Origin of the sequence: Actinosynnema sp. ALI-1.44 (assembly GCF_001984155.1) — a bacterium.
Classification (GTDB): domain Bacteria; phylum Actinomycetota; class Actinomycetes; order Mycobacteriales; family Pseudonocardiaceae; genus Kibdelosporangium.
In genome coordinates this window covers 249,696-263,333 of the sequence record NZ_MTQO01000047.1, presented here as the reverse complement: position 1 = coordinate 263,333, position 13,638 = coordinate 249,696, and the positions used below count along the sequence as shown (strand labels likewise).

13 protein-coding genes are annotated in these 13,638 nt (G+C 68.5%); 12 read left to right on the top strand and 1 reads right to left on the bottom strand.

The features are described from left to right. The first annotated feature begins 167 nt into the window (after positions 1-167). The 11 genes from add (at position 168) to ALI144C_RS26280 (ending at position 11,517) form a co-directional block, all read left to right on the top strand. Positions 168-1,172, top strand: coding sequence for an adenosine deaminase (add, locus tag ALI144C_RS26330; RefSeq protein ID WP_076989844.1), 1,005 nt, complete (start codon positions 168-170; stop codon positions 1,170-1,172). A gap of 141 nt (positions 1,173-1,313) precedes the next feature. Further along, complete coding sequence (locus ALI144C_RS26325; protein WP_076989843.1) at positions 1,314-2,624, top strand: hypothetical protein; 1,311 nt, start codon at positions 1,314-1,316, stop codon at positions 2,622-2,624. Further along, positions 2,621-3,601, top strand: coding sequence for a glutamate ABC transporter substrate-binding protein (locus ALI144C_RS26320; protein ID WP_076989842.1), 981 nt, complete (start codon positions 2,621-2,623; stop codon positions 3,599-3,601). The genes ALI144C_RS26325 and ALI144C_RS26320 overlap by 4 nt, the downstream gene beginning before the upstream one ends. 2 nt (positions 3,602-3,603) lie before the next feature. After that, the gene (locus tag ALI144C_RS26315) at positions 3,604-4,785 is read left to right on the top strand and encodes a hypothetical protein (protein WP_076989841.1); all 1,182 of its coding nucleotides are present in this window, start codon (positions 3,604-3,606) and stop codon (positions 4,783-4,785) included. Further along, entirely contained in the window at positions 4,782-7,019 is a 2,238-nt protein-coding gene (locus ALI144C_RS26310; protein WP_076989840.1) for a serine/threonine-protein kinase, read from the top strand. The genes ALI144C_RS26315 and ALI144C_RS26310 overlap by 4 nt, the downstream gene beginning before the upstream one ends. Positions 7,020-7,037: 18 nt before the next feature. Further along, a complete protein-coding gene (locus ALI144C_RS26305; protein ID WP_076989839.1) occupies positions 7,038-8,018 on the top strand; it encodes a PP2C family serine/threonine-protein phosphatase in 981 nt (326 codons plus the stop codon). After that, positions 8,015-9,307, top strand: coding sequence for a vWA domain-containing protein (locus tag ALI144C_RS26300; protein WP_237774317.1), 1,293 nt, complete (start codon positions 8,015-8,017; stop codon positions 9,305-9,307). The genes ALI144C_RS26305 and ALI144C_RS26300 overlap by 4 nt, the downstream gene beginning before the upstream one ends. After that, positions 9,307-9,978, top strand: coding sequence for an FHA domain-containing protein (locus ALI144C_RS26295; protein ID WP_076989837.1), 672 nt, complete (start codon positions 9,307-9,309; stop codon positions 9,976-9,978). The genes ALI144C_RS26300 and ALI144C_RS26295 overlap by 1 nt, the downstream gene beginning before the upstream one ends. A 56-nt stretch (positions 9,979-10,034) precedes the next feature. Continuing rightward, on the top strand, positions 10,035-10,349 hold the full coding sequence (locus ALI144C_RS26290; RefSeq protein WP_076989836.1) for a hypothetical protein: 315 nt from the start codon (positions 10,035-10,037) through the stop codon (positions 10,347-10,349). Positions 10,350-10,472: 123 nt separating this feature from the next. Further along, complete coding sequence (locus ALI144C_RS26285; protein ID WP_076989835.1) at positions 10,473-11,321, top strand: helix-turn-helix domain-containing protein; 849 nt, start codon at positions 10,473-10,475, stop codon at positions 11,319-11,321. 7 nt (positions 11,322-11,328) lie between these two features. Beyond that, a complete protein-coding gene (locus ALI144C_RS26280; protein ID WP_076989834.1) occupies positions 11,329-11,517 on the top strand; it encodes a DUF397 domain-containing protein in 189 nt (62 codons plus the stop codon). Here the strand turns inward: ALI144C_RS26280 and ALI144C_RS26275 are convergent. Continuing rightward, complete coding sequence (locus ALI144C_RS26275; protein WP_076989833.1) at positions 11,493-12,011, bottom strand: TrmH family RNA methyltransferase; 519 nt, start codon at positions 12,009-12,011, stop codon at positions 11,493-11,495. The genes ALI144C_RS26280 and ALI144C_RS26275 overlap by 25 nt on opposite strands. 111 nt (positions 12,012-12,122) lie before the next feature. Between ALI144C_RS26275 and ALI144C_RS26270 the strand changes: the two genes are divergently transcribed. Next, positions 12,123-13,634: a mucoidy inhibitor MuiA family protein gene (locus ALI144C_RS26270; RefSeq protein WP_076989832.1), complete on the top strand. Its 1,512-nt coding sequence runs from the start codon at positions 12,123-12,125 to the stop codon at positions 13,632-13,634. Positions 13,635-13,638: the final 4 nt, after the last annotated feature.

Sequence of the window (13,638 nt, the reverse complement as noted above, 5' to 3'; positions counted from 1 at the left end):
CCCAGTACCGAAAACCCTTGACGTCAACCCTATGCTCGGGGTTGTGCCGGAATATCCGTTGTACGGAGAAGACCACGAGCGGGGCGACCTCGCTCCATAGCCAGGACCGCGTCCGCAGCACACGTGTGTCCGTTTCCCGGCTATTTCCGTAAGGATTCCCACGAATCATGAAAGACTTCGTCTCCGCGCTGCCCAAAGTCGAACTGCACGTCCACCTGGTGGGCTCCGCTTCCATCCCCACGGTGCTCGAACTCGCCCGCCGCCACCCGGACGGCGGTGTGCCGACCGAAGAGCAGGCGCTGAAGGACTTCTACGAGTTCCGCGACTTCGCGCACTTCATCGAGATCTACGTCAAGGTCAACGCGTTGGTGCGCACCGGCGCCGACGTGCTGGCGCTGCTGCTGGGCCTGGCGCGTGACCAGGCGCGGGACAACGTCCGCTACGCCGAGGTGACCGTCACGCCGACGTCGCACCTCGCCATGGGGATCGAACCGGACGAACTGGCCGAGACCCTCGACCAGGCCCGCGACCAGGCCCGCGAGCAGTACGGCGTCGAGTTCGGCTGGATCTTCGACATCGACGGCGTGCTCGGCAAGGACGGCGGCCCGCGGACCCTGGACTGGGTGCTCAGGCACCGCCCGGAAGGCACGGTCGCGCTCGGTCTCGGCGGGCCGGAGATCGGCGTGCCGCGCGAGTGGTTCCGCGAGCAGTTCGCGGTCGCCGCTGACAACGGGCTGCGCTGTATCCCGCACGCCGGGGAGACAACAGGCCCGGCGACCATCTGGGCCGCGATCAACGAACTGCACGCCGAGCGGATCGGGCACGGCACGAGCGCCGCGCAGGACCCGAGGCTGGTGAGCTACCTGGCCGAACACCAGATCCCCCTGGAGGTCAACCCGACGTCCAACATCCGCACCAAGGCCGTCGACACGATCGAGAACCACCCGCTGCCCGAACTGGTCGCCGCGGGTGTGCCGGTCGCGCTCGGCACCGACGACCCCGGCATGTTCCACACCACCCTCAACCAGGAGTACTTGCTCTGTCACGAGGTGTTCGGTTTCGACCGAACCGGGCTGGCGGATCTGGCGAGCACGGCCGTCCGGGTGTCCTACGCGCCTGACGAGGTCAAATCGGCCATCCTCGAGGAGATAGCGGCGACCAGCCGATCCTGATCGATCACATCGGGGCACCGGTGTTGCTGCGATCCGGGCTCAACCCTTAACACCTCGGGCTACTGTGGGGATCATCACCGGACAACGGGGAGTCAACCGGTAGCGAGGGGCGGGGTGGCGCATGGTCGTAGGTGACCTCGGATGACGATCACCAACCATCGAGCCGCCCGCAACGGACCGTTACGCCAGGTCACCGAGCTGACACGGACAACGCCCGGTGTACTCGGCGCGCTCGCACTGCTGCTTGTCGTCGTAGGGGTGACAGCGGGTGTGTTCACCGCTGTCAGCGTGCAGCGGCGAGCGCAAGCGTTGGCGGACCTCGCTACCAGGAGCGGCCCGCTCAGTGTCGCCGCTCAGGAGATCTACCGGAGCCTGTCGGACGCGGACGCCACAGCGAGCGGGGCGTTCCTGGCGGGCGGTCTCGAACCGCCCGCCGTGCGCGCCCGGTACGAGCAGGACATCGCGCAGGCCAGCAACGCGCTGGCGATCGCCGTCGCGGCCCGTGAACCCGCCGACGTGACGGCCCCCGGCAGCCCGCTGACGACGCTTTCCGGGCAGCTGCCCGTGTACACCGGCCTGGTCGAGACCGCCAGGGTGAACAACCGCCAGGGTCTGCCGTTGGGTATCGCGTACCAGCGTGAGGCGTCCACCTTGATGCGCACGCAGCTGTTGCCCGCAGCGCAGCAGCTCTACGACGACGAAGTCGGCCGTGTGTCGACCGACCAGAACCGCGCGGGCGAGTTCCCGTTCACGGAGTTGCTGCTGGGCCTGGCGGTGCTGGGCGTGCTGGTCGTCGCGCAGGTCTACGTGCGGCGGCGGACCAACCGCGTGTTCAACGTCGGCCTGGTCGCCGCGACCGGGGCGGCGGTCATCTCGCTGGTGTGGGTGTCCGTCGCGGCGTTCAGCGTGATCTCGAGCGTGGACGACAGCCGCATCGACGGCTCCATCCAGGTCGATGTGCTGGCACGAGCCCGGATCGCGACCCTGCAGGCCCGGACCGACGAGACGCTCACCCTGGTCGCCCGCGGCACCGGCAAGGTCTACGAGGACGACTTCGACCAGGTCAGCATGTCGTTGACCGGACTGCTCAACGAAGCGATGGGCAAGGTGACCGACGGCGCGGTCTCGACCAGGGTCGCCTCGGCGCGGGCGAACACCGAAGCCTGGCTGCGTGCCCACGAGGAACTGCGCAAACAGGACGACGGCGGCAACTACGCGGCCGCGGTGCGGCTCGCGATCGAAACCGTCCCGGACGGCACCTCGACCGCCTTCAACAAGCTCGACACCGATCTACGGGAGGCGATCGGGCAGACCAGAGCCGCTTTCAACGCCCGGATCCGGGACGCCAGCGACGCTCTCGGTGGCACAGTGGTGGTGGTGTCGCTCCTGGCCGCCGTCGTGGCAGTCGGGGCAACCGCGGGGCTGTGGCAGCGTCTCAAGGAGTACAGATGAGACTCGCACTGATATCGGCCGCGGTCGTGACCGTGCTGACGGGGCTGGCGGGATGCACGTCGAGCACGGGCACCACGACAATCCCGTCCGTCACCGCCGCGGTGCCCAAGCCCGCGAACGCGGCGGACCTGACCGCGCCGCCGTCGGCGGCCGTGCAGGAATGCGGCGACAAACTGGCCAGCCTGCGGCCGTTGAACCCGATGCCGAAGCCCGGCGCGATGCCCGGCGGCTCGACGATGGAGAAGATCGTCCAGCGCGGCAAGCTGATCGTCGGCGTGGACCAGAACACCTACAACGTCGGCTTCCGCAACCCGTTCACCGGCGACATCCAGGGTTTCGACATCGACATGGCCCGTTCCATCGCGGCCGCCCTGTTCGGCGACCCGGACGCGATCCAGCTGCGCGCGGTCACCTCCGACCAGCGGATCCCGATGCTGAAGTCCGGCGAGGTGGACATCGTCGTGCGCACCATGACCATCACCTGCGACCGGCTGGTCGACGTGAACTTCTCGGCGGTGTACTACGAGGCGCAGCAACAGGTGCTCGTGAAGAAGAACTCCGGTTTCACCGGGATGGACTCGTTGGGTGGCAAGCGGGTCTGCGCCACCAAGTCCTCGACGTCGTTGCGCAACATCGCGAACGCGCCGTCCAAACCGATCGGCGTGTCGGTGTCGGACTGGACCGACTGCCTGGTGATGCTGCAGCAGGGCCAGGTGGACGCGGTGTCCACCGACGACGTGATCCTGGCCGGGATGGCCGCGCAGGACAAGTACACCGAGGTCGTCGGGTCCTCGGTGGCCGCGGAGCCGTACGGGATGGCCATTCCCAAGCAGAACGTGGATTTCGTCCGGTTCGTCAACGGTGTGCTGGAACAGGTCCGCGCGAACGGCACGTGGAAGGACTCGTACGGCCGTTGGCTGGACGGCCTGATCCCCGGACCGCCGCCCGCCCCGCCGGTGCCCCGGTACAAGGACTGACTGTGCTGAGCCACGATGAGGCCGGCCGCGCTCTGCGACGGCTCGGCGAGGAAAGCGACCGGATGGCCGACGCGCTGGTCGCGATGGACACCCACGCCGGTCACCAACTGCTGCGCAACGCCGCGCTGAAAGGGCTGACGAAGCGCCGGTGGGCCGAGACGAGCGCGACGATGACCGTGCTCTGGGAGCAGTTCAACCTGCACCGCCGGATGGTCGAACTGGCCAAGGACCTGTTGGACCGCAGGGACATCGGCGCGTTGACGACGGTGCTGACCGACCCGGTGGTCGAGTTGAACGCCCAGCAGCTGCCGATCGAGCAACGCAGTCTGACCGGCCCGGCGATCGTGAGCGAACGCGTCACGCTGACCGATCTGGTCGAGCGGATGAAGGCCGCGTACAAGGCGATCACGGAGGTCCTCGCCGCCGCGGACACCGCGTGGACGACGACGATCGCGCGGGTCGACCCGTTGGAGACCCAGCTGCGCACGGTGTCCGCGCTGGCCACGTCACTCGGCGTGGACGACGTCGCGCTGCCCAAGATCGCCGCGGAACTCGGGCACATCAGGGAGCTGGCGCTGGCCGACCCCCTGGCGCTGGACGCCGAGCAGTCGGCGCACTCGTGGGACCGGCTGGCAGGCGAACTGGAGGACGTGCGGACGCGGCTGTCCCGGCTGTCGTCGGCCAAGGACACGTTCGACGACCGGATGGCGAGGATCGAGGCGCTGCTCGGCGAGGTCGTCGGCGCGTACGACGACGCTGCGGTCGCTTACGCCACCGTCATGCGGAAGATCGCATCGCCGGGTTTGACGCGCCCCAACGACTCCACCGGGCCGCTGCGGGCCAGGCTGACCGAGCTGCCGCACCTGTGGCGGGCGGGCCAGTGGCGTGAGCTCGCGGCGGGCCTCGAAGCCCTCGAACGCGACGCCACCAGCGCGCTGGCCGAGGCGCGCACGCAGTTGCGCCTGGTCACCGGGCTGCTGGACCGGCGACTGGAGTTGCGCGGCCGCCTTGAGGCGTATCGCGCCAAGGCGGCGCGGCTCGGGCACGCGGAGGACATGGACCTGACCGAACTGCACCGGACAGCCCACGGCGTGTTGTACACGACGCCATGCGACCTTCCTGCCGCGACGCGTGCGGTCAACCGCTACCAGCAGGCACTGCAGGAAAAGAGGAGCGCCTCATGACCAGCTGTTCGCGCTCGGGGTGCACAGGCGAGATCGACGAGGACGGCTACTGCGACCTGTGCGGCCTCGAGGACCAGGCGTCCACCGCTTCGGCCTCGGTCTCCTCGCTGTCGGCTTCCTCGTCACGGACCGGCTCCTCCAGCCGCCCGCTGAGCCGCCCGACGGCGTGGACAGCGCCGACCGGCGACAGCGGCGCCACGGCCCGCTCCCGCCGGGGTTCGACCCGTTCGACCAGGCGGGGCCTGCTCGGCCGGGGCATCGTGGAAGTGCCGAGCGTGCCCAAGCGCGACCCGCGTGAAGCTGTCATGGACAACCCGGAAGTGCCGGAGAACAAGCGGTTCTGCAGCAAGTGCGGCACGAAGGTGGGCCGCGGCCGGGAAGGCAAGGCTGGCCGGGTCACCGGGTTCTGCGCCAAGTGCGGGCACCACTTCGACTTCACGCCCAAGCTCGCGGCGGGCGACGTGGTCGCCGGGCAGTACGAGGTGCTCGGCTGCATCGCGCACGGCGGGCTGGGCTGGATCTACCTGGCGCTCGACCACGCCGTGGCCGACCGCTGGGTGGTGCTCAAGGGCCTGCTGGACACCGGGGACGCGGACGCGATGGCCGCCGCGATGGCCGAACGCCGGTTCCTCGCGCAGGTCGAACACCCGAACATCGTGCGGATCTTCAACTTCGTCGAGCACGAGCACGGCGAGTCGACCACCGGGTACATCGTGATGGAGTACGTCGGCGGCGAGTCCATCAAGGACATGGTCAAGCAGTTGCGCACCCGGGGCGACCAGACCGCGTGCATGCCGCTGACCCAGGCGATCGCGTACACGCTGGAGATCCTGCCCGCGCTGGGCTACCTGCACGGGATCGGCCTGGTCTACTGCGACTTCAAGCCGGACAACATGATCCAGGTCGAGGAGCAGCTCAAGCTGATCGACCTCGGCGCGGTGCGGCACGTGGACGACGAGGACAGCCCGATCTACGGCACGACCGGCTACCAGGCGCCGGAAGTCGGCAAGGAGCTGCCGTCGCCGGTGACCGACGTGTACACCGTCGGGCGCGCCCTGGCCGTGATGACGTTCCCGTTCGACTTCCACGCCACGTACAAGACCTCACTGCCCGGCGCGGCGGAACAGCCGCTGCTGGCCGAGTACGAGTCGTACTACCGGCTGCTGCTGCGTGCCACGCACCAGGACCCGGCGCAGCGGTTCTCGTCGGCCGAGGAGATGCGCGACCAGCTGGAAGGCGTGTTCCGCGAGGTCGCGGCCGCCGAGGACGGCCAGCCGCGGCCGGGGATCTCGGTCGAGTTCACGCCGGAGCGCCGCAGTTTCGGGGTCGCGCTGACCGCGCCCGATCTCGCCGTGATCGCGGGATCCCTGCCGATCCCCCGGATCGACGCGTCGGACCCGGGCGCGGCGTTCCTCGCCGGTGTCGCGACGAACAGCACGCAGGAGCTGGTGGACGAGCTCAAAGCCGCCCCGATGCAGAGCGTGGAGGTCAAGCTGCGGCTGGCGCGCGCGTACATCGAACTGGGCGACCACGTCGCGGCGAAGACGCTGTTGAACACCACGAAGGTCGAGCACGGCGACTGGCGGCTGGGCTGGCACCGGGGCCTGGCGGCGCTCGTGGCGGGCAACGCGGCCCACGCGCGGATGGCCTTCGAGAGCGTGTACGACCTCCTGCCGGGTGAGGCGGCGCCCAAACTGGCCATCGCGGCGTGCGCGGAGGCTTCCGGCGACGTCGGGGACGCCGACCAGTACTACCGGACGGTGTGGCGCACTGACCGGTCGTACATCAGCGCAGCCTTCGGTCTCGCGCGGGCGTTGCTGGCCAAGCAGGAGCGCGGCGAGGCGGTCGAGGTGCTGAACTCCGTGCCGGACACGTCCAGTCACCACGTGGCCGCGCAACTGGCGTCGATCAGGGCACGGACGGGCATCTCGCGGTCGGACGGGCTGAGCGAGCAGGACCTCGTCGCGGCGGGCGGGCAGCTCGCCGGGCTGGAACTCGACGACGCCCGGCGGGCCGGCGCGGCCCGTGACCTGCTGGAATCCGCTTATTCCTGGGTCCGTGGCGGGCCTGCCGGGGCATCTGGAACGGTGTTGGGATGTCGGCTGGTCGAAGACGATCTCCGGCGCGGCCTGGAAAAGTGGTATCGGACCCTGGCCCGGCAAGCGCCCACTCGCCGGGAGCGCATCGCGCTGGTCGACCATGCCAACCGGATCCGGCCGAAGACCTGGATCTGAGCGGGAGAAGCGAAACACGTGAACTGCCCTGACTGCGGAGAACCGGCTGAGGCGACCGACCGCTACTGCGAGAACTGCGGTGGCAGCCTCCAGCTGCGCAGGACACCGTCCGGCGGGCCGATCGGCCGCGTCGACGGCACCGGGTGTGTCGGCTGCGGCGGCTCGGTGAGCTCGGACGGGTTCTGCGAGACCTGCGGCCGTGCGCAGCCGACCGGCCGCGATCGGATGGAGTTCGACCTCGGGCTGGTGGCCGGGGTGAGCGACCGTGGCCGCTCACGCGCCCGCAACGAGGACTCGATGGCGTTCGGTGTCGTCGGGCCCGCCGAAGACCCGCGGTCGATCGTCGGTGTGCTGTGCGACGGCGTCGGGTCGACCGAACGGGCCGACTCGGCGTCGCAGGCCGCGGTCGACGCGGCCATCGAGTCCATAGTGGACGAGTTGCTGTCCGGTTCGTCCCCGCGCTCCGCGACGGAGGACGGCGCGGCGGCGGCCTACGCGGCGGTCGGCGAGCTGGCTCGGCCGAACTCCCCCGACACCGCGCCCTCGTGCACTTTGGTGTCCGCGGTCGTAACGCCGTCCGAGATCACCGTCGGCTGGATCGGGGACAGCAGGGCGTATTGGGTGTCGTCGTCGCCTGACGTCCCGTCACGCCGCCTCACCACGGACGACACGTTGGTCGCGCAGCTCGTGGCAGCCGGGATGGACGAGCAGGAAGCCTCGGCGAGCCTGAACGCGCACGCGTTGGCCCGCTGGGTCGGCGCCGACGCCGAACAGGCGCCACCGCACGTGGTCGTCATCTCCCCGGAGGCGCCGGGCAGGCTGCTGCTGTGCAGTGACGGGCTGTGGAACTACCTGCCGGACGCGGAGTCGTTGGCGGCCAGGGTTTCCGACGCGGAACCATTGAAAGTCGCGGCCGAGTTGACGAGCATTGCCAACGAGCTCGGCGGGCACGACAACATCACAGTCGTGGTCATACCTTGGGAGGGGCGTGTGCCGTGACGGATTTCCAGGTCGAGGTCTACCAGAACGAATACCTGCCGCAGGGCGCGGCGGAGGTCAACGCGATCGTGACGGTGACGGCGTCAGGCAACGCCGCACAGGCCGCGCCGACCGGAACCGACGCGGCCGAGGTGATCATCATCGACACCTCGGGCTCGATGCAGCACCCGGCGACGAAGCTGGCGGCGGCCAAACGCGCGACCGCCGCGGCGATCGACGCGTTGCGTGACGGCGTGAACTTCGCGGTGGTGTCCGGTTCCGAGCGGGCCGACCTGGTCTATCCGCCACGACTCGGCATGCGCCCGGCGACGGCGTTGTCGCGTGAAGAGGCCAAGCGCGCGGTGAACGCGTTGCGCGCGGACGGCGGAACGGCGATGGGCGAATGGCTGCTGCTGGCGCGTGAGCTGTTCTCGACGCAGACGAGCCCGTTGCGGCACGCGATCCTGTTGACCGACGGGCAGAACGTGCACGAGCGGCCGAAGAAGCTCGAGCGGATCCTGGAAGGCGTGACCGGCCACTTCGTGTGCGACTGCCGTGGCGTGGGAACGGACTGGGAGGTCAAGGAGCTGCGGCGGATCTCGACGGCGCTGCTGGGCACTGTGGACATCGTGGCGGAGCCGGACGGTCTGGAGGCCGACTTCCGCGCGATGACGTCGAACGCGATGGGCAAGGAAGTCGCGGACGTGTCGTTGCGGCTGTGGACGCCGCAGGGCGCGACCGTGAAGTTCGTCAAGCAGGTCGAGCCGACCCTGACGGACCTGACCGACCGCCGCGTGGAGTCCGCGGCCCGCAGTGGCGACTACCCGACGGGCGCGTGGGGCTCGGAAAGCCGTGACTACCACGTGTGCGTGCAGGTCAACCCGGCGAACGTCGGCGACAAGATGCTGGCGGGCCGGGTGAGCCTGGTGTCGCCGTCGGGTGACGTGCTCGGCAAGGGTCAGATCCTGGCGGTGTGGACGGACGACACGGCGTTGTCGACGAAGATCAACCCCGAAGTGGCGCACTACACCGGCCAGGCGGAATTGGCGTCCGCGATCGAGGAGGGCCTGGAGGCGCAGCGCGCGGGCCAGATCGAGTCGGCGACGGCGAAACTGGGCCGCGCGGTGAAGCTGGCGCACGAGTCGGGCCACGAGGACACCGCGAAACTCCTGGCGAAGGTCGTGGACGTGGTCGACCCGGTGCACGGCACGATCAGGCTGAAGCGCGAGGTCGCGACGGTGGACGCGATGACGCTGGAAAGCAGGTCGCAGGTGACCAAACGGGTCGGCCGCAAGTCCGGGGAGGACTGATGGCGGACTGCGTGCACGCATGGGGAGACGACGGCTTCTGCGAGATCTGCGGCCTGGCCGAAGCCTCGCCTGCCTCGCCTGCCCCGACGACGGCGCCGGAACCCGTGCGGTCACGGGAATGCCCCGCGTGCGGAGCGCCGCTGGACGACCGGTTCTGCGAGGACTGCGGAGCGGACTCGTTGGCGGCTCCCCCGCCGAAGCAACCAGAACCGGCAGCGGAAGAACCAGTGGCGACGCCCCCGGCGCCGGTCACGACGCCGAAGACAGGGACGTGGTCGGTGGTGGTGTCGGCGGACAGGAAGTACTACGAGAGCGTGAAAGCCGACGGCGGGCCGGACGCGGACTCGATCATGTTCCCGCCCTACTGCCCGGACAGGCACTTCGAACTGCGCGGCGACCAGGTGAGCATCGGAAGAAGAAGCGCGACAAGGGGAATCCAGCCGGACATAGACCTGACCGGGCCACCGGAGGACCCGGGGGTGTCGAGGCTGCACGCACTGCTGGTGGCGCAGCCGGACGGCGGCTGGGCCATAGTGGACATCAACTCGGCGAACGGAACAACCCTGAACCACCGCAGGGACACTTTGAAACCCAACACCCCGCGTTCGCTGGAGGACGGCGATAGAATCCACATAGGAGCCTGGACGACCATCACGCTGCACGCGGACTGAGCATGTGAGCTTTCCCGCAACGCGGGCGAGCACAAGATCATGCGAGACTGCACGGCGTGAGTATTCGAATGATGGTCCGGGGCGCGGTCCTGGCGGCGGTCACAGCCGGTTCACTGGCGGTGGTCCAGCCAGCGATCGCGTCAACGCAGGCATGCGCGGCAGAGGGCGTGAGTGTGCAGGGTTGCACGCCGTACAAGAAGCAGGAGGAAGGCTTCAGCAGCAAGCGGAGCTGTGACTGGGCAGGCGGCAGTGGTGCCCAGGCGGGCCGCTGGACCGGCTGGAACTGCAGCAGGGCACTGGGCGGCTATGAGCTGTGGGTCCGCACGTGCACGGCCCGCAGCGCCGAGCAGGTAGCAGCCATCCGCGACTGACACTGTCGGGAAGAGGCCGTCAGGTTAGGGGTTGGCCTGGCGGTACTCAATGTCTCGCCACCGGAGACAAGTGACTCGATCGTGTAGTAGCGCGGACCAAGATCCACACGATGTGATGCGCGCATGCAGCGAAAGCGCGGAACAGCAAGGATCCGAGGACTTGCGGCCGAACTGACGGAATTCCGGCATGCGGCGGGGTTGAACACCAGGGAAGCGGCGAGACGCGTGGGTATGTCCCCGGCGACCCTGAACCGCATGGAACTCGGCAACCGCGCAGCCAATCCGGAGGACGTGTCGGCACTGCTGGTCGCCTACGGGGTGACAGGTCCAGAGCGGAAACGACTGCTCGCGATGGCACGCGAAGCAGATCTGCCTGGCTGGTGGGAGACAACAGGCGATGCGCCCTCCGAGCACCTACGCGCCTTGATCGCCTTTGAGGCCGAAGCAACCCGCATTGTCGACGTCGCGATGCTCCGCATACCCGGCCTGATGCAGACACCGGAGTACATCCACGCGCTCATGTCGGGATTCCAGTTCTCCGGCGCGACCGCGAAGTCCATGGCTGACACGCGCCTGGACCGCCAACGACTCCTCACCCTACCTGGCTGTCCCAAGTACGTGACCATCATCGATGAAGCTGCAATCAGCCGACCGGTCGGTGGGCCGCGCGTGATGGCCGCACAGCTACGCCACATCATCTCCCTCCTTATGTACCCCAACATCGAGGTCCGAGTGATCCCGTTTGCCCAAGGAGCTCACACCGGCCTCGACGGCTCGTTCATGACTCTTGAGTTCCGCAAGGATCGCCCCCTTGTTCTGCTGGAGCACAAGCGGTCGTCAGGATTCATCGATGAGCCGGAGCACGTGGCCTCGTTCCAGGCTGCGGCCGGTACCCTGCAGAAAGCAGCATTGGACCCACTCGAATCGGTGAACTTCCTGGCCGACAAGGCCGCCTACTACGACAGAAGCTGAGACAAGAATGAATCTTGAGACAGCCCGTTGGCGGAAGTCCAGCTACAGCGGGTCGGAGTCCGCGTGCGTCGAAGTTGCCCTTGTCCCCGGTGCCGTCGCGATTCGTGACACCAAGAATCGCGACGCCGGGGCCCTCGTCCTCGCCACATCCGCCTGGCGAGCCCTCACCGGCTACACCAGTCCGGCAAGCTTGTAGGCGACCAGCGAACCCGCCACGGCAACGTTGAGACTCATGCCAGTACCCATCATGGGAATCTCCACCGCCACGTCCAGCAACGAAGTCGCCTCCACAGGTATGCCGTCCCGCTCATGCCCGAGAACCACCACCGTCCGGCGGCGAGCCACAGGCAACGAAGCCAAACGAATCGACTCATCGGTCAACTCCACGCCGACGACCTGGCTCCCCGAAGAACGCTGCGACCGCAACCACTGCAGTGGGTTGTTGGCCCAGTGCACACACGACGGCTGCCGCATGGTGTTGCCAGTCGCCAATGCCTGGGGAATCCAGGGATAGCGGGGAACGGCCAGGCACGCGCCGACCGCGTCACACGTTCGTAGCAATGTCCCGAGGTTCGCGCCGTGCATCGGCCAGAGGGGCGCGATGATCAGGTGGTTGAGGCAGCGGTGGGCTTTCCTGCGCCGTTGGCGGCGGATCTCGGTGGGGGTCCGCACCCACATCTGGGCGCTCATCCGCGCTTCGGGGCGTGCTCCTTGACATCAGTCATGATCATAACGGCGGTGTGGCCCGCCGGGGCCGTTCGGCAACGGGTGACTGTCACAGTATGGCGGTAGCCTCGCGACGTGACCAGCACTGTGGAAGCGCCGATTGTCGCCGTTACCGTCTATCCCGGGCAAGCCCGCGTGACGCGCCGTGCCTCCGTCGACGCAGGCGGGCGGCTGCGGATCGGCGGGTTGCCGTTGGACCTGGTCAGTGACTCCGTGCGGGTCGGCGGCCAGGTCAGTGTGCTGGGCGTCGATGTCGTCATCGAGCAGAACCCACGGTCGGAGGACGGTCGCGTCGCCGAGCTCGAACAGGCCGCGAGGGATCTCACCGGGCGTTTGCAGGAGCTGGCTGACCACGCCGCGGTGGAGGACAGCCGCGCAGGTCTGCTGGACCGGCTCGGGCACAAGGCTGGTGGCTCGTTCGCCAAGGCGTTGGCCAAGGGCGAGATCCAGCCCGACCGCGTCGCCGACCTCACCGGTGCGCTCGGCGATCAGCTCGGGCAAGTGCTTGAGCGCAAACGGGAACTGGCCGAACGGCGGCTGCGTGTCCAGGAGGAGTTCGACGCCGTCGGCCGCGAACTGGCCACCCTCAACGCCCACCATTCCCCGGACCGGCATGCCGTGCTGGTCGACGTCGAGGGCTCCGGCGAGCTCGAACTGTCCTATCTGGTCAACCAGGCGTCGTGGACGTCCGGCTACGACATCCGGCTCACCGACCGAACCCTCGCAGTCACCTGGTACGCGGCGGTCACCCAGTTCACCGGCGAGGACTGGCCGGAGTGCGAGCTCGCGTTGTCCACCGCCCGTCCCGCGGTCACCGCGACGATCCCCGAGTTGCAGCCGTGGTACCTCGACCGTGAGCGTCCGTTGCCGCCACCGGTTCCGATGGTCGCTGCCGAACAAGCGGTGTACGGGGCCGCCATGGCGCTCGACGCGGCAGCGCCGCAGGCCGTGATGGCGGTCGAGCACGGTGAGGCAGCCACGACCTACCACCCGGGTGGGCGGGTCGCCGTGCCGTCGGACGGCACGGCCCACCGCGCGACTGTCGCCGTCCTGGAACTCGCCGCAACGATCGACCACATCACTGCGCCGGTCCAGGATTTGGCGGCGTTCCTGCGGGCCACCGCCGTCAACACCTCCGAGCACACGCTCCGGCCCGGCCGGGCTTCGGTCTTCCACGGCACCGAGTTCGTCGGCACGACCACTCTGGACACATGGGCACCCGGCGAGGAGACCGAGCTCAACCTGGGTGTCGACGACGCGATCCGCGTCGAGCGCGAACTCGTCCGCCGCACCGCGAGCAAGGCTGTGATCGGTGGCACGAAACGCAGGCAGGCGGAATACCTGACCAAGATCGGCAATTACAGTAGGCGAACGACGAAAGTCACTGTTCTTGACCAAATTCCGGTGTCGCGGGACAGCGGGATCACGGTCAAGGACGAAAGCTTCACGCCGGAGCCACAGCGGCGCACCGACCTCGGTGAGCTGACCTGGCAGGTGCCGCTGGATCCCGGCTCGACGGCCGAGATCCGGGTCGGTTTCCGGGTCGACGTGGAGCGCGGCGTGGAACTACTGGGTTGGCGGGAGTAGAACG

Coding starts and splice junctions, on each gene's coding strand:
- ALI144C_RS26310 (WP_076989840.1), top strand. CDS start 4,782: ATGACCAGCTGTTCGCGCTCGGGGTGCACAGGCGAGATCGACGAGGAC.
- ALI144C_RS26320 (WP_076989842.1), top strand. CDS start 2,621: ATGAGACTCGCACTGATATCGGCCGCGGTCGTGACCGTGCTGACGGGG.
- ALI144C_RS26295 (WP_076989837.1), top strand. CDS start 9,307: ATGGCGGACTGCGTGCACGCATGGGGAGACGACGGCTTCTGCGAGATC.
- ALI144C_RS26275 (WP_076989833.1), bottom strand. CDS start 12,011: ATGAGCGCCCAGATGTGGGTGCGGACCCCCACCGAGATCCGCCGCCAA.
- add (WP_076989844.1), top strand. CDS start 168: ATGAAAGACTTCGTCTCCGCGCTGCCCAAAGTCGAACTGCACGTCCAC.
- ALI144C_RS26285 (WP_076989835.1), top strand. CDS start 10,473: ATGCAGCGAAAGCGCGGAACAGCAAGGATCCGAGGACTTGCGGCCGAA.
- ALI144C_RS26325 (WP_076989843.1), top strand. CDS start 1,314: ATGACGATCACCAACCATCGAGCCGCCCGCAACGGACCGTTACGCCAG.
- ALI144C_RS26280 (WP_076989834.1), top strand. CDS start 11,329: ATGAATCTTGAGACAGCCCGTTGGCGGAAGTCCAGCTACAGCGGGTCG.